Genomic DNA, 14785 nt, shown 5'->3' on the forward strand with positions numbered 1-14785 from the left:
CTCAAAGGCGGTGAGTGTCATGACACCCAGGAGAGCGGGCCGGCAGGGTCGGCGACCGGAAATGGCCCGGCGGCAGGCCAGCCGGTGGAGCCTATTGCCCTACACGCCCTGGCTGTTGGCTTTGCTGCCCTCGCGGTCGGCATCGTCCAACGCCGCACCCGCAGCCCGTCAATCGGGTGCCACATCGGCGCGCCTTGTCCTGTTGAGCAACTTGAACCTTGCCGTAGCCTGCCTTGAACGCTACTGAAATGATCAGAGGCAGCAGTCAAGGAGGATGACATGGCCACTGGTATCGTAAAGTTCTTCGCTGAGGACAAGGGCTTTGGCTTCATCACGCCGGACACCGGCGGTCCTGACGTCTTCGTTCATGTCTCGGCGATCGGATCCGCCGGATCGCTTCGGGAGGGCCAGAAGGTCAGCTATGACGTCGGACAGGACCGCAAGACCGGCAAGTCGAAGGCGGAAAACGTCACGCTGATCTAGGGCATCGCGCCTGTTCCTGCCGGTCGACCTGAAGGGGACGAGACGGCGCGTCCACCGCACCCTTTGGCTGCGCGCGAGCGGGCCCCTGTTGCATTCAGGTGCCTTGCGCCGACCCTGCTGTGGCCCGGATAAACGGTTTACCAATTTGTTCTAGCATCGCGGTTTCTTCGGGTGTGTCCCGGCGGGCAATTGAGGCGGCGCAGGTTTTTTTCATGAGAACGCTTTCTGACAACAGCAGCATCTTCGAGCTGGCGCCGGTTGCCATGTGGCTTGAAGACTTCAGTGACGTTCAGGCCCTATTCAAGCAATGGCGCAGTGAAGGCGTAACAGACCTGCGATCCTACCTGAAAGAGGATCTTGCCCGGGTGGCGATGTGCTCCCAGCGCATCCGCGTGCTGGCGGTAAACCAGAAGACACTCGAGCTGTTTGCGGCGGACGATCTGGAGCATCTGATCCTGAACCTCGGCCGCATCTTCCGCGACGACATGCTGGACACCCACATCACCGAGCTGACGCACCTATGGGAGGGCCGGGGAGCGTTTTGCAGCAGTGCGGCCAATTACGCCCTCGATGGTCGGCGACTGGATATCCAGCTGCGGGGAGCCGTCCTTCCAGGCTACGAAAACTCCTGGGAACGGGTGCTGGTGACGACGGAGGACGTCACGGCGCGTGAGGATGCCAGGCGGCAGGAGCAGGCCAATCATCGCCATGCCAGGGCGATGTTCGAACACTCTCCGGTGTCTCTCTGGATGGAGGACTTCAGTGCCATTAAGACGTTGCTTGATGACGTGCGCCATCGCGGGATCATCGACTTTCGCGTTTTCCTGGATGTGCATCCCGAGTTCGTTCAGCAATGCATGAGCGAGATCCGCGTCATCGATGTGAACCGGGCGACGCTGGAGCTGTTTGCCGCTCCCGATCGCCCGACGCTGTTGCGCCAGCTTGGCGACATCTTCCGCGATGGGATGGCGCATCCGTTTCGCGAACAGCTGATCGATCTATGGCATGGCAACCTGTTTCATCAGCGTGAAGTCCTCAACTATGCCCTCGACGGCTCCGAACGCCACGTGCTTCTGCAGTTCTCGGTGTTTCCCGGCCATGAGCACGACTGGTCGCTGGTTCAGGTCGCCCTGACCGACATCACGGCGCGCAAGAAGGCCGAGGCATACCTGGAGTACCTGGGCAAGCACGATGTGCTGACACGTCTGCACAACCGGGCCTTCTACATGGAAGAGCTCAACCGGCTGGAGAGGAAGTCCTTGCGGCCGGTCTCGGCGATCGTCGTCGACCTCAACGGCTTGAAGGAAGCCAACGACGAACTTGGCCATGACGCGGGCGACGCACTTCTAAGACGCCTTGGGGAGGTCCTCAACGGTGTGGTATCAGCCCCAAATCATGCCGCCCGTATCGGTGGAGACGAGTTCGCACTGCTCATGCCTGGCGCAGACCGCCTCGCCGCTGCCGCAATGGTCGAAGCCATCCAGGAACTCCTCAAGATCAACAATCAGTTCTATTCCAACGCGCCCATCAGCATCTCCGTTGGTGTCGCCACCAGCGAGGATGGGGAAACGATCGAAGCGCTGATGAAACGGGCGGATCAGTCGATGTACGCTCAGAAAAGGGCCTTCTATGCAGCATCGGGGCTGACGCAACGGGGCGCTGGAGGACGTCGAGAGACGTGATCGTACAGGGCGGATGGTCTTGCGCCTCTCCAGGCCCGCAATGCCCCAGATCGCCACGTCCTGCTGCGATCTGCAGCCGTTCGATCTGCGATAAACGTCAGCCGTTGAAGGACGGACAGCCGAAGACGCGGATGAAGCGCACCTGTGGCAGGTCCGGATCCACGTCGAGCACGACGGGCAACCCGGCGCATGAGCCCTGCGGGGCGCGCGTTCGTCTTGATGCTGAGGACCGCCGTTTTCCTGCCCCCCGGCAAAGTTGGTGATCGGCAGAACCGGCCCTGCATCCTTTTGAGGCTTTTGGCGTTCTCGTTGGGCACGCGCACAGGGCGGCAGGAAACAGCGCGCAGGAGCGATTGATGACAGGGAAAGATGCCAGCAGCGTCAACGGCAAGCCCCAACGGCCACGACGCGCAACGCCGGCAAGGGATCACGAGAGGGTTAGCGCCGGTGGTGACGCCGGTCGCGGGGATCTGGTGGCGGCGCGGCGGGAGCTCGCCGATTTACAGAAGCAGGTCGCCGAGATGAACGCACAGGTCGCCGTCATCCGGCAGCAGGTCATCGATCGGTCGGCTGCAGCGTCTAGCGCCGCAAGCCTGTCGCGGATCGCCACGTCGATTGCCATCACCGTTCTGGTAGGCAAGGTCGTGCGGCGGCTGCGGCTCGGGCTGCTTGGCGCTGCTGCGGCGCCCCTGCTGGCAGCGCAGATCAACCATCGACTGTGGCCGATGCGATGACAGGACCTGGAGGGCGGTCGCCGGAGCCGCTGCGAGCGCCGCGCACTCCTGGCCGCGGCCGGGGTTGAGGCGCTTCTGAGCCATCAGCGACTGCGGCTGCAGGGCGCTGGACGGGTTCAAACCAGCCATCCTCGCACTTAAGAAGAACCCCGGTACCGGAGCAGTGGCGCAATCCATGCTCAAGGCGATGAAGGCGGAACGCTCACGGCAACCCATGCTGTCGCCGGCGAGCAGATCGGGCCTGGGATCCGACAGGATGAAAAAAGACCAGGCGACTGGCGTCTATCAAGAAGGACGGGTGGACGAGCTTCCTCAAAGGGACTTCGCCCATATCCGTGAAGAGGCCTTGTCCGGCGGCAAGAGTCGCTATGCCCTCTTCCAGATCGCCGAAATAGCGGCGCACCTGGGCAGTGCCCCATTCCTTGCGTGTGTATCGGATTATGCCGCGTAAATGAGCTTCGGCCTCGCTTGTGAGAACGCAGGCCGTCAAGCGTGATCCTCGCCGAGTTGTTCATCGAGAATTTCGCCGATGTCTTGGTCGACACCTTCTCCGATAGCCCATCATTGATGCGATTTCTAAGGAGCTCCCTAAGCTCCCGCATTGCCTGATCGGCCTCAGCGTCGCCGGGAAACAAGCGTTCGAGAGCGTATTGCTTGATGGTCTTGCCCTGCAATGCCGCCAGCGCCTCAAGGCTTTGGTGCTGTTGGTCCGGCATATCGATTGTTAGGCGGCTGATGGAAACCTCCAAAGTTACAAACCACATCATCACAGATGTGGGTAGCAGACCAACCCTACACTTTTCCCGCTTTACTCCGTTCTTGTCGCGGCGCTTGATCCCGTTCCTGGGCCTGCCTCCAAGGCAACCCGCTTCGATATTCAGTTCAGGCGGTTCTTCGAACCCCCTGAACTGCTTTAGCAGTGAAATTTGCCCTTGAAGCAAGCGGCGACGATGCGGCGCTCATCGCCGGTCTGGCGAACACGGAGGAGCCACTGGTCGCAGGAACGAGGAACGCCCGGCTCGGAAACACCAATTACTGAACCGCGCGTTCCTGATGCGTCTAGAAGATGACGCTAGCTGTGAATGAAGAAGAGGGCGGAAGGTTCCGGAAGGAGCGGTTGCGGTTCGCTTGCTCGGCGACGCTGCGGCTCCCCTGCTGGCCGCGCGTGTCAGCAAAACGTTAAGCCCGTTCGGCAATTTTTACTCCTGCATTAGTTTTGTCTGATAGGACATGCCCGTCGAATCCGAGCTGTAGGCCTGCACATGGCAACGGCCTTGGGCGACGACGACGATGACAACCACAGCAGTGAAAGCGGTGGAGCGTGCATGATGCACACAGTGACAGACGCCATCTATAGCGATGTGCCGCGCAACCCGCGTGGGCAGCCAAACGCCATGCTTCGGGCTCTCTACCGAGCGCATCTGGCCGATCCGCGAAGGCAAACGACGCGTCAGGGGCTATGGATTGCGGTCCTGGTCTATCTGCTGTTTTCGATCAGCGATCTCCTGCTGATCCCCGATGTCGCCTCCATCACGGTCACAATCCGGTTCATCATTTCCGCCATCATGTTGGCGGCCATGGAATGGCAGGTACGCCGCGGCGGCAGTGCCGACGCGATTGACGCCACGGCAGCACTGGCCCTTGTCCTTGCCTATGGTGGCTGGGTTTCAAGCGCCCTTTTGACCGCTCAGACCGAGATCATGTCATACTACATGGTGTTCGGCGCCATCTTCATGATGAGCATCGGCCTGTTCTTCAATTTTTCGTTCCGCCTGTCCTTGATGGCATCGGCGGTCATCGTCTTCCTGTTTTTTTCCGCCTTGCTGTCGTTTCCGCAGGAAGGGCAGGTCTACAAGCTCACGTTCGGGATCTTCTGCCTCTCCTGCTTCATCTTCACCTCCTACGTGAACTGGAAGCTGAACCACGAGCGCTACCACGTCTTTCTCAACGCCCTGGCGGCGAAGGCCCGACAGGAGGAAGCGGCCGAGCGAGGGGAAGAATTGCTGAGACTGTCCAATACCGATCCCCTGACCGGTCTTGCCAACCGCCGTGCCATCGACGCGACATTGCGTGACTACTGGCGCAAGTGGCAGAGTGCTGCGACCCCCTTCGCGGTCTTCCTGATCGATGTCGACTTCTTCAAGAGATACAATGACCACCATGGCCATCTCGATGGTGATCGTTGTCTGGTGCGCGTGGCCGGTGCACTACGGGACCTTTCCACGCGCCATGGCGCCGCCCTTGGCCGCTACGGCGGCGAGGAGTTTATCGTCGTTGTCGGCCTGAACCGGGATGAGGACGTCGCAGCGTTTGCCGAAGTCATTCGCGGCGCTGTTGAAGGTCTTGCGCTGCGCCACGAACAGCGGCGGGACGGCACGGCGACGGTCACAGTCAGTGTCGGCGCAGCCCTGACCAAGGACGACAGCGCCCCGAGAGTGGAGAAGGTCATCCACCAGGCTGACCGGGCGCTCTACAGCGCAAAGGCGGCCGGACGAAATTGCGTCAAGCTCTTTGACCCCGATGATCCAAACAACAGCGATGACAGCGAGAACATCGCGGCCTTGTTGAAGATCGCGATCGCACAGGATCTGGTGTCGATGGTCTATCAGCCGGTACTGGACCTATCCGGCGGCCAGCCCGCTGCCGTGGAAGCGCTCATGCGCCTTCGCATGTTGGATGGGGCGCCGATCTCGCCGTCTACCTTCATCCCGGTTGCCGAGCGCACCGGTGCGATCATCGAACTCGGGCAGTGGGCAATCCGCAGGGCCTGCGAGGAAATCCTGGTCCGGGACCAGGCTTTGGTCGTCAGCGTCAATGTCTCGCCGCTGCAGTTGCAGATGCCGGGATTTGCGGCCTGGGTGGCGCTGACGCTGAGCGAGTTTGGCATTGGCGGCGACCGCCTGGCGTTCGAGATCACCGAAGGCCAGGACATGGAGATCCAGTCAAGCCTGTTGCGCTGCATCAGCGACCTCAAGAGCCTTGGCATCAAGATCTGGCTCGACGACTTCGGGACGGGCTTTGCCGGCCTGTCCTGGCTGCGGCTGATCGACTTCGACTGCGTCAAGATCGACAAGTCGTTCCTCCACGGGTCGGGGACATCGAAGGGAGCGGTGATGCTGGCCGACATCGTCAGGCTTGCACGCAATATCGGGGCAAGGATTCTCGTCGAAGGGATCGAGACTGAAGAGCATCTGACCCTGATGCACCGATTGCAGGTCGATCTGGGTCAGGGGTACTATCTGGGCCGGCCCGCCCCCGTCGGCACGATGCGCGCGAGAATGTCCGGATACCCCGCGGCGGCCGGCTGATCCTCTTGCCATCCACTACACGTCGTTGCCCCATTTCCTCGTTCGTGGCCCCGATGGGGTTTGCTTTTTCACGCTGAGAGGAAAACTGCCGGCTGCATCCGTTCCGTATCATAACCAAATCGCTGACTGGTATTGCCGGAAACGGCAGTGCCTGGACGGCTCCCCCGATCGCTATGCCTTTGAAGGCATCGCTTCGCGCTCTTCCGGCGCGTGGGTCACATAGGCAATGACCGCATCGGCAATCATCTGCTTGTGCCGCGCATACAGATCCGGTTCTGAAAGATCGCGGTGGAAGATGGTGCCGAAGGTGTGCCGGTTGGAGACCCGAAAGAAACAGAAGGCGCTAACGAGCATGTGCAGGTCGACGGCGTCGACCTCGCGGCGAAACACCCCTTCGCGGCGACCCCGCTCCAGGATGTCGCTGATCGTCCTGACGATCGACAGATTAAGGTCGCCGATCTCCGTCGATCGCTTCATGTGATTGGCGTGGTGAATGTTTTCGATGCTCACCAGCCGCACAAATTCGGGGTTGTTCTCATCGTGGTCGAAGGTGCTGGAGATCAAAGTCCGCAACGCCGCGACAGGGGGCATGTCGGCCAATTCCAGATCTGCCTCGAGCGACCGGATTTTCCGGTAGGCCTTTTCCAGCACCGCCAGGTAGAGGCCTTCCTTGCTGCCGAAATAGTAGTAGATCATCCGCTTGGAGGTACGGGTCTTTTCCGCGATGGCGTCGACGCGCCCACCCGACAGCCCGTATTGCGAAAACTCCTGCGTCGCGACGGCAAGGATGTCGTCCTTGGTCTTTTCCGGGTCGTTCTTGCGGCTTTCACGCTCCACAGGTGTTCTCACAGTCACTTGTCCGCCGTCGGTCTGCAGAGCCGATGCCGGCTCGCGCTTCAATGGTTACGTCATAAGAGGCTTGCGAAGCGGTTTCAATGGTCGGCAGAATTGACACGAACTAGTTCGTACATTAAAGCTGCCGACGCGGTGTCGAATGCCGCCGGTTGTTCGGGAGGAGCGCCGCCTGCCAAGGATCCCCAGCGCTCCTGGCCTCGGCGAATACGAAATGAAGTCACAGAATATATCCTTTTGCGCCGGACTCATCGGCAAGGGAATTCAGGCATCACTGACGCCGGCGATGCATATCGCGGAAGGACGTGCGCAAGGACTCGACTACGGTTACGACCTTCTGGACCTCGACCAGATGAAGGTCGGTGTGGATCAGCTTCCCGATGTGATCGCCGATGCCGAAGCGAGAGGCTTCGGTGGATTGAACGTAACCCATCCGTGCAAGCAGGCGGTCCTTGGTCTCCTCGACACCCTGACGGAGGAAGCAATGGTTCTGGGTGCCGTCAACACCATCGTTCTTCGCGACGGCAGGCGGCACGGGCACAATACCGACTGGTGGGGGTTCGCCGAAAGCTTTCGGCTGGGATTGCCGCACGCTGATCTCGGTTCTGTCGTTCAGCTCGGCGCAGGCGGGGCAGGTGCGGCGACAGCCTTTGCCATTCTCCGCGCCGGCGCCGCCAGGCTGACGATCTTCGATCAGGACCATGCCCGCGCCTCCGGGCTGGCAGAGACGATGCAAAGACATTTTGCGCACGCCGTCGTCGAGGCCGGAGACGATTTGCCGATGGCCATGGCGAGAGCCTCGGGTCTGATCCATGCGACCCCGACGGGCATGGTCAAATATCCCGGACTGCCCCTGCCGGCCAGTCTGCTCCATTCGGCTCTGTGGGTCGCCGAGATCGTCTACTTCCCGCTGCTCACGAAACTGCTGTCAGAGGCCGGGCATCGCGGGTGCAGGGTGCTCGATGGCGGTGGCATGGCAGTCTACCAGGCCGTGAAGGCCTTCGAACTCTTCACCGGCATCAAGCCGGATTCCGACCGGATGCGACGGCATTTTTCCGAACTGAGCCAGGTTCCACCGCAGACTGCGCTTGCCGCGGGAGCCGCCTCATGAAGACCTCGATCGCCACCGTTTCGATCAGCGGCGAGCTTCCGGAAAAACTGGAAGCAATCGCCAAGGCGGGTTTCGACGGCGTCGAGATCTTCGAGAACGATTTTCTCGCCTTCGACGGCAGTCCGCGCGATGTCGGCCGCATGGTTCGCGATCACGGGCTGGAGATCACGCTGTTCCAGCCGTTCCGGGATTTCGAAGGCATGCCGGAGCCGCACCGCTCGCGGACCTTCGATCGTGCCGAACGCAAGTTCGACATCATGCAGGAACTCGGGACGGACCTGGTTCTCGTCTGCTCCAACGTCTCGCCCGTCTCACTTGGCGGCATCGATCGTGCTGCTGCAGACTTTCACGAACTGGGGGAGAGGGCGGCAAGGCGTGGCCTGAAGGTCGGATACGAGGCGCTGGCCTGGGGCAAGCACATCTTCGATCATCGCGATGCCTGGGAGATCGTCCGCCGCGCCGACCATGCCAATATCGGCCTCATCCTCGACAGCTTCCATACGCTTGCCCGCAAGATCGACATTGGGTCCATCCGCTCGGTGCCGAAGGACAAGATCTTCATCGTACAACTGGCCGATGCGCCCTTGATCGACATGGATCTGCTCTACTGGAGCCGGCACTTCCGCAACATGCCGGGCGAGGGGGATCTGCCGGTCGCCGACTTCGTCGCGGCCGTCGCGGCGACGGGCTATGATGGCTATTTCTCGCTGGAGATCTTCAACGATCAGTTCCGTGGCGGCTCGCCGAAAGCCATCGCCGCCGACGGATATCGTTCGCTGGTCTATCTGGGCGACCAGGTGCGACGAAAGCCGCAGTCTGCAAGCCTGACGGTACCGTCCATGCCTGACCGCGCGACGGTTGCCGGCGTCTCCTTCATCGAATTCTCGGTCGGCAAGGCCGATGCCGAGCCGCTGATCGTGATGCTGCAGTCGCTCGGCTTTCGAAGGACGGCCAAGCACAAGACGAAGAATGTCAGCGTCTACCAGCAGGGCAATGTCCGCATTCTTGTCAACCGGCAAGAGATTGGCTTTGCCAGCACTGCCTACGCCGTTCACGGTGCCTCGGCCTATGCCATGGCCATTCAGGTGGAAGACGCAACGGCTGCCATGGCACGCGCGGTGGCGCTCGGAGCCGAGCCCTTCAGTCAGCCCGTCGGCCCGGGTGAGCTTGACGTTCCCGCCATCCGCGGCGTCGGCGGCGCGCTGATCTATCTGGTTGACGCCAAGTCCAGCCTGGGGCGCATCTGGGAGATAGACTTCCAGCCCGCCGAAGACGACGCTGCGCCGCAATCGGCCGCACTTCTGGCCGTCGATCATGTGGCACAGACGGTGGCCTACGAGGAGATGTTAACCTGGCTCCTGTTCTACACGTCGATCTTCAAGACCGAAAAGTCGCCGATGGTCGACATCATCGACCCCTCGGGTGTGGTGCGCAGCCAAGTCATCCAAAATGGTGAGGGAACCCTTCGCATCACGATGAACGGCGCGGAAAACCGGCGCACGCTTGCCGGCCATTTCATCGCCGAAACCTTCGGGTCCGGGATCCAGCATATCGCCTTCCGCACCGACGACATCTTCGCAACGGCCAAGGCACTGCATGCCAACGGGTTCAAGGCCCTGCCGATCTCATCGAACTATTATGGCGACGTCGAAGCCCGTTTCGGTCTCGATCCGGAACTGACCGATCGGCTGAGGGCCGGCAACATCCTCTATGACCGCGACGAGCACGGCGAATATTTCCAGCTCTACAGCGGCACCTACGGCGAAGGCTTCTTCTTCGAGATCGTCCAGCGCAGCGGCTATCGCGGCTATGGCGCTGCGAACGCGATTTTCCGGATTGCGGCGCTGAAAAAACAGATCAGGCCGGAGGGAATGCCAATAGCCTGAGCGCAGGTGCGATGGAGGAAATGCCGAACCAGACAATCAATTGACTAAACGAACCATTCCGTACATTCTAAACGCTTTACGGAGTGACGATAATCTGGAGGACATTATCCGATCAGCGGATGATGCAGATACAACAGGAGGAGACACCATGAACTTCAATCTCACACGCCGCTATATTCTCGGTGCGACTATGCTGGCTGCAGCCGCATTCACCGTTCCGGCGCTCGCCCAGGACAAGCCGACGCTCAAGTTCTCGGCCGTGTTCTCGGAGCAGGACATCCGCGCCGAAATGACCAAGATGCTGGCCGAGGACATCAAAGATGATTTTACCCTCGAGCCCTACTATGGCGGCAATCTCTTCAAGCAGGGTACGGAACTCGTCGCCATCCAGCGCGGCAACCTGCAGATGGGCAATATTGCCCCCCAGGACATTTCCAAGCAGATCCCCGAATGGTCGGTGCTGACCTCGGCGTACCTGTTCCGGGACGCGGCCCATCTGAGCGCCTTCTTCAACAGCGACGTCGGCGCCGAGTTCAAGAAGATGGCCGAAGACCAGCTCGGCGTCCATATTCTCGGCCCGACCTATTTCGGCGCCCGCCAGGTGGGACTGAAGCCGGAAAAGAAGATCATGACGCCTGAGGACATGGCCGGCATCAAGCTGCGCATGCCAGGCGGCGATGCCTGGCAGTTCCTCGGCGAGGCTCTTGGCGCCAACCCCGTGCCGGTCGCCTATGCGGAAGTCTATACCGCGCTTCAGACGGGCGCGATCGACGGCCAGGACAATCCGTTGCCAAACGTCAAGAACATGAAGTTCTACGAAGTCATGTCACAGATCGCCCTGACGTCGCACCTGATCGGCTATGACCTGCTGGTCATCTCCAACGACGCCTGGACCGCGATGACGCCGGAACAGCAGCAGGCCTTCCAGGCGGCAGCCGACAAGGCCATGAAGTTCAGCGAAGACAAGCATGTCGCGCAGGAAAAGGCCCTGCTCGAGGAGTTCCGCGCCGCCGGCCTCGACATCTATGAGCCGGATCTGGAAGCCTTCCGCAAGTTCGCCCAGGAGAAGTACCTGAACTCCGATCTGGCGAAGTCCTGGCCTGCGGGCATCCTGGAGAAAGTGGCGGCTCTCTAAGGCCGCAGCCACTATCGCTCGTGGACTGTAAAGAGCAGCGAGGCGGGATCTGAAGATCCGCCTTGCTGCCTCCTGGAGAAATGGACATGCCCCCAAGACTGATGGCCATCGGCGGATGGCTGCGACGACGCGCGGAAAACCTGCTGTGCCTGATGCTTCTGACGATGTTCGTCGTCTTCATCATGCAGATCGTCTTTCGCTATGCGCTGAACATGTCGATCGGCTGGACCCATGAGGTCAGCGTGGCGCTGTGGATCTGGATCGTTCTCTTCGGCTCGGCCTTCGTCGTTCGCGAAGTCGACGAGATCCGCTTCGATCTGATCTGGGGTGGCGCCAGCGACAACAGCCGCCGCATCATGCAGATCATCTGCGCGGCGGCGCTGATCTTCCTGTTCGGCATATCGCTGCCGGCGGTGATCGACTACGTCACCTTCATGAAGGTGGAAAGCACGGCTTACCTGAAGATCCGCTTCGATTACCTCTATTCCATCTACGTCATCTTCGCAGTCGCCATGATCGTCCGCTACCTGTGGCTCGCCTTCCAGGCCCTCCGGGGAAATGCACCGGACGTCTTCGATCCAACCAAGGCAGGCTCGGGCGTATGACCTTCGCAAGTCCCTTCTCCATCACCCTTGTCGCTATCACGGCTCTTGCGTTCATGGGCCTGCCGATCGGTCTGTCGATGATCAGCGGCTCGATCCTCTACCTGCTGCTCGTTGGCGCCGATATGGGCATCGTCGCCGAGCAGTTCCTGAACGGCATGTATTCCAACTACGTCATCCTGGCGGTGCCGCTCTTCATTCTGGCGGCCGAATTCATGAACGTCGGCTCGATGACCGAGCGCCTCTTGAACTTCTGCAACGTCCTCGTCGGCCGGTTCCGCGGTGGCCTCGCCCAGGTCAATATCGTGCAGAGCATCATCTTCGCCGGCATGTCCGGCTCGGCGATCGCCGATGCGGCCGGAAGCGGCAAGATGATGCAAAGCATGATGACGCGCGAAGGCCGCTACACGCCAAGTTTTGCGGCGGCGCTGACCGCAGTGACCGCCGTGGTCGGCCCGATCATCCCGCCGTCGATCCCGATGATCCTCTATTCGCTCGTGTCGGATGCGTCGATCGGCTACCTCTTCCTCGCCGGCATGGTGCCGGGGCTCCTGATGGCCGGCCTGCAGATGGTGCAGGTGGTGATCACCGCCCGGCGCCGCAATTTCCCGGTCGAGGAGCCGGTGCCGATGCGCGAGATCCCGCGCATCACGCTGCGCGCCTTCCCGGCACTGATGATGCCGGTCGTGCTGCTCGGCTGCATCTATTCCGGCATCACGACGCCGACGGAAGCCGCCGCTATCGCCGCAGCCTATGCGCTGATCATCTCGGTGTTTCTCTACCGCAGCATCAGCATCAGGGACTTCTACGGGTCGCTGGCCGCCAGCGCCAAGTCGACGGCTTCCATCGGCATGTTGATCGCCGGCGCCCTGGTCTTCAACTACGTGATCACGATCGAGAACATTCCCGACAGCATCCGCGTCATGCTGACCGCCTGGGACCTGAGCCCGACCGGCTTCCTGATCCTTGTCAACGTGATCCTGCTGGTCCTCGGCTGCATTCTGGAAGGCACGGCCATCCTGCTGATCATCGTGCCGGTCTTCATCCCAACGGCGCAGGCGCTTGGAATCGACCTCGTCCACTTCGGCGTCGTCGTGGTGGTCAACATCATGCTGGGGTTGGTGACGCCGCCCTACGGACTGCTGCTGTTCATCGTGGCGAAGATCTCCGGGGCGCCGATCAAGGACATCATCGTCGATGCGGCACCCTTCCTGTTCTGGATGGTGCTGTGCCTTGCCTTCATCACCTTCGTCCCCGACAGCGTGCTCTGGCTGCCGCGGCTGCTCGGATACCAGGGCTGATGGGAGAGATCATGAAGCCTATCTACATTCTCAACGGACCCAACCTCAACAGATTGGGCAAGCGCGAGCCGGATATCTACGGAACAACGACACTCGCGGAGGTCGAGGCCTTGTGCCGCGACGCCGCGGGCGAGCGTCCGGTCGAATTCCACCAGACCAACAGCGAGGAAAAGCTGATCGACTGGGTCCACGAGGCGATCGACGAGGCTGCCGGAATCATCATCAATCCGGCAGCCTTCACCTTCACCTCGCTGGCGCTTCTCGACGCTCTCAAGATGTTCAAGGGCCCGATCATCGAATTCCACATCAGCAACGTCCATCGGCGCGAGCCCATCTATCATCGCTCCTACGTCTCGATGACGGCAACCACGGTCATCGCCGGCCTGGGGGCGCAAGGGTATGCCACGGCCGTTCAGGCCCTGGAGACGTTGATCCGAAGACAGATGCGGTAAGTACAGGCAAAGGCCGGCGCGCCGATTGCAGTGCCGCTTGCGGCCCTGTACGAGCCCCCGCGTCATACGACACAGGCAGGCCGGTAGGGCTCGGGAGCAAGGTGTACAGTCACCAGCGGTCTACCTTCTGTCCACCGAACAGCTGTTCGATCGGCAACTGGAAAATGAAATAGGGATTGAGCAGCGGCAGCGCGGTTGCCTCCTCAAGGCGGATCAACTGCTCAGGGGTGAGTTCCACATCCAGCGCCGCGATGTTCTGGCTTAATTGCTCGACCCGGCTGGCGCCGATCAGCACGGAGCTTACGCCAGGTCGCTCCACCACCCATTTCAGGGCGACGTCTGCCGGGGTGCGGCCGACATCCGATGCGATTGCCTTGACAACATCGACCACATCGAAGTTGCGCTCGGTAAACAGCATGCCGCCGAACGGATTGTCGCCGTTCAACCGCCCATCGCTGCCGCTCTCGCTGACCGGCGAGCCGCGGTCCGGCATGGCACTGGTGCGCGCTGCATCGGCAAGCTTGTCACGGCCATACTTGCCGGTGAGCATGCCGGCGGCAAGCGGGCTCCACGGGACGAGGCCAAGGCCCAGCGCCTGGCCGGCAGGAAGAACATCGAGTTCGACGCCGCGATCGATCAGCGAGTAGGCGTACTGCAACCCGATCGGTCGGGGCAGGCCATGGATCTGCGCCAGGGTCGAAATCTTGGCGACATACCAGGCGGGCGTATTGGAGAAGCCATAGTGCAGGATCTTGCCGGAGCGGACCGCGTCGACGAGCGTCTGCAACACCTCCTCCGCGGGCGTCGTGCGGTCCCAGATGTGGACCCAGTACATGTCAATGTAGTCCGACTGCAGACGTTTCAACGACGCCTCGATCGCCAGGCGAATGTTCTTGGCGCCATTGCCGCCCCACAGCGGCGTGCCCTGCGCGCGCGAAAAGCCGGATTTTGTCGCGACGACGAGGCGGTCACGGCGACCGCTCTGCATCAGGAAGCGGCCGAGCATGGTCTCGCTCTCGCCGCCGGAATAGATGTCGGCCGTGTCGATGAAGTTGCCGCCGGCGTCGACATAGTGGTCGTAGAGGGCCCGGGACGTCTGCTCACTGGCCCCCCAACGGCCGGCGCCGAACGTCATGGAGCCGAGCGCCAGCGGGCTGACGATCAGGCCGGACCTGCCCAATGTGCGGTAGTCGGTGAGGTTCATTCGCGTTCTCCTTGTTGCGCCCGCCAGTGTACGCC

Annotated in this window: 13 protein-coding genes and 1 pseudogene; 10 read left to right on the forward strand and 4 right to left on the reverse strand. The window is 61.3% G+C overall.

Features of this window, described 5'->3' with window-relative positions:
- The first annotated feature begins 279 nt into the window (after window positions 1–279).
- From EO99_RS0116585 to EO99_RS27520, 3 genes are all read left to right on the forward strand, one after another.
- The gene (locus tag EO99_RS0116585) at window positions 280–483 is read left to right on the forward strand and encodes a cold-shock protein (RefSeq protein ID WP_029619734.1); all 204 of its coding nucleotides are present in this window, start codon (window positions 280–282) and stop codon (window positions 481–483) included.
- Between the two features lie 212 nt (window positions 484–695).
- Window positions 696–2165: a sensor domain-containing diguanylate cyclase gene (locus tag EO99_RS0116590; protein WP_029619735.1), complete on the forward strand. Its 1470-nt coding sequence runs from the start codon at window positions 696–698 to the stop codon at window positions 2163–2165.
- Window positions 2166–2521: 356 nt separating this feature from the next.
- Window positions 2522–2899 carry a hypothetical protein gene (locus EO99_RS27520; protein ID WP_156034854.1) on the forward strand — a complete coding sequence of 126 codons (378 nt, stop codon included), beginning with the start codon at window positions 2522–2524 and terminating at the stop codon, window positions 2897–2899.
- A 202-nt stretch (window positions 2900–3101) separates the two neighbouring features.
- Here the strand turns inward: EO99_RS27520 and EO99_RS28585 are convergent, their stop codons facing one another.
- Together EO99_RS28585 and EO99_RS28775 are read right to left on the reverse strand one after the other, a co-directional pair.
- Complete coding sequence (locus tag EO99_RS28585; RefSeq protein ID WP_156034856.1) at window positions 3102–3389, reverse strand: type II toxin-antitoxin system RelE/ParE family toxin; 288 nt, start codon at window positions 3387–3389, stop codon at window positions 3102–3104.
- Window positions 3390–3489: 100 nt separating this feature from the next.
- Window positions 3490–3666, reverse strand: a pseudogene (locus EO99_RS28775) (hypothetical protein); the annotation flags it as partial.
- 558 nt (window positions 3667–4224) lie between these two features.
- Here EO99_RS28775 and EO99_RS0116615 point away from each other — a divergent pair.
- Window positions 4225–6207: a putative bifunctional diguanylate cyclase/phosphodiesterase gene (locus EO99_RS0116615; RefSeq protein ID WP_037112270.1), complete on the forward strand. Its 1983-nt coding sequence runs from the start codon at window positions 4225–4227 to the stop codon at window positions 6205–6207.
- Window positions 6208–6378: 171 nt separating this feature from the next.
- Here the strand turns inward: EO99_RS0116615 and EO99_RS0116620 are convergent, their stop codons facing one another.
- A complete protein-coding gene (locus EO99_RS0116620; protein ID WP_235776852.1) occupies window positions 6379–7056 on the reverse strand; it encodes a TetR family transcriptional regulator in 678 nt (225 codons plus the stop codon).
- Window positions 7057–7273: 217 nt separating this feature from the next.
- Between EO99_RS0116620 and EO99_RS0116625 the strand changes: the two genes are divergently transcribed.
- The 6 genes from EO99_RS0116625 to EO99_RS0116650 all read left to right on the forward strand — a co-directional run bounded on the left by EO99_RS0116625 (window position 7274) and on the right by EO99_RS0116650 (window position 13546).
- Window positions 7274–8170, forward strand: a complete 897-nt coding sequence (locus EO99_RS0116625) for a shikimate dehydrogenase (RefSeq protein ID WP_029619740.1) — start codon at window positions 7274–7276, stop codon at window positions 8168–8170.
- The gene (locus tag EO99_RS0116630) at window positions 8167–10056 is read left to right on the forward strand and encodes a bifunctional sugar phosphate isomerase/epimerase/4-hydroxyphenylpyruvate dioxygenase family protein (protein WP_029619741.1); all 1890 of its coding nucleotides are present in this window, start codon (window positions 8167–8169) and stop codon (window positions 10054–10056) included. The genes EO99_RS0116625 and EO99_RS0116630 overlap by 4 nt, the downstream gene beginning before the upstream one ends.
- A gap of 148 nt (window positions 10057–10204) precedes the next feature.
- On the forward strand, window positions 10205–11191 hold the full coding sequence (gene dctP, locus EO99_RS0116635; protein WP_029619742.1) for a TRAP transporter substrate-binding protein DctP: 987 nt from the start codon (window positions 10205–10207) through the stop codon (window positions 11189–11191).
- Window positions 11192–11277: 86 nt separating this feature from the next.
- Window positions 11278–11796: a TRAP transporter small permease gene (locus EO99_RS0116640; RefSeq protein ID WP_029619743.1), complete on the forward strand. Its 519-nt coding sequence runs from the start codon at window positions 11278–11280 to the stop codon at window positions 11794–11796.
- Window positions 11793–13094: a TRAP transporter large permease gene (locus tag EO99_RS0116645; protein WP_029619744.1), complete on the forward strand. Its 1302-nt coding sequence runs from the start codon at window positions 11793–11795 to the stop codon at window positions 13092–13094. Before EO99_RS0116640 ends, EO99_RS0116645 begins: the two co-directional genes overlap by 4 nt.
- A gap of 11 nt (window positions 13095–13105) precedes the next feature.
- The gene (locus EO99_RS0116650; RefSeq protein WP_037112271.1) at window positions 13106–13546 is read left to right on the forward strand and encodes a type II 3-dehydroquinate dehydratase; all 441 of its coding nucleotides are present in this window, start codon (window positions 13106–13108) and stop codon (window positions 13544–13546) included.
- Window positions 13547–13655: 109 nt separating this feature from the next.
- Here the strand turns inward: EO99_RS0116650 and EO99_RS0116655 are convergent, their stop codons facing one another.
- The gene (locus EO99_RS0116655; protein WP_029619746.1) at window positions 13656–14750 is read right to left on the reverse strand and encodes an aldo/keto reductase; all 1095 of its coding nucleotides are present in this window, start codon (window positions 14748–14750) and stop codon (window positions 13656–13658) included.
- Window positions 14751–14785 lie beyond the last annotated feature (35 nt).

This window comes from Pseudorhizobium marinum, from assembly GCF_000705355.1.
GTDB classification, from domain to species: Bacteria; Pseudomonadota; Alphaproteobacteria; order Rhizobiales; family Rhizobiaceae; genus Neorhizobium; species Neorhizobium pelagicum.

What these genes read in the sequence shown, in the direction of transcription:
- EO99_RS0116645 (WP_029619744.1), top strand. Translation starts at nt 11,793, where the DNA reads ATGACCTTCGCAAGTCCCTTCTCCATCACCCTTGTCGCTATCACGGCT.
- EO99_RS0116615 (WP_037112270.1), top strand. Translation starts at nt 4,225, where the DNA reads ATGATGCACACAGTGACAGACGCCATCTATAGCGATGTGCCGCGCAAC.
- EO99_RS0116650 (WP_037112271.1), top strand. Translation starts at nt 13,106, where the DNA reads ATGAAGCCTATCTACATTCTCAACGGACCCAACCTCAACAGATTGGGC.
- dctP (WP_029619742.1), top strand. Translation starts at nt 10,205, where the DNA reads ATGAACTTCAATCTCACACGCCGCTATATTCTCGGTGCGACTATGCTG.
- EO99_RS0116640 (WP_029619743.1), top strand. Translation starts at nt 11,278, where the DNA reads ATGCCCCCAAGACTGATGGCCATCGGCGGATGGCTGCGACGACGCGCG.
- EO99_RS0116655 (WP_029619746.1), bottom strand. Translation starts at nt 14,750, where the DNA reads ATGAACCTCACCGACTACCGCACATTGGGCAGGTCCGGCCTGATCGTC.
- EO99_RS27520 (WP_156034854.1), top strand. Translation starts at nt 2,522, where the DNA reads ATGACAGGGAAAGATGCCAGCAGCGTCAACGGCAAGCCCCAACGGCCA.
- EO99_RS0116630 (WP_029619741.1), top strand. Translation starts at nt 8,167, where the DNA reads ATGAAGACCTCGATCGCCACCGTTTCGATCAGCGGCGAGCTTCCGGAA.
- EO99_RS0116625 (WP_029619740.1), top strand. Translation starts at nt 7,274, where the DNA reads ATGAAGTCACAGAATATATCCTTTTGCGCCGGACTCATCGGCAAGGGA.
- EO99_RS0116585 (WP_029619734.1), top strand. Translation starts at nt 280, where the DNA reads ATGGCCACTGGTATCGTAAAGTTCTTCGCTGAGGACAAGGGCTTTGGC.
- EO99_RS0116590 (WP_029619735.1), top strand. Translation starts at nt 696, where the DNA reads ATGAGAACGCTTTCTGACAACAGCAGCATCTTCGAGCTGGCGCCGGTT.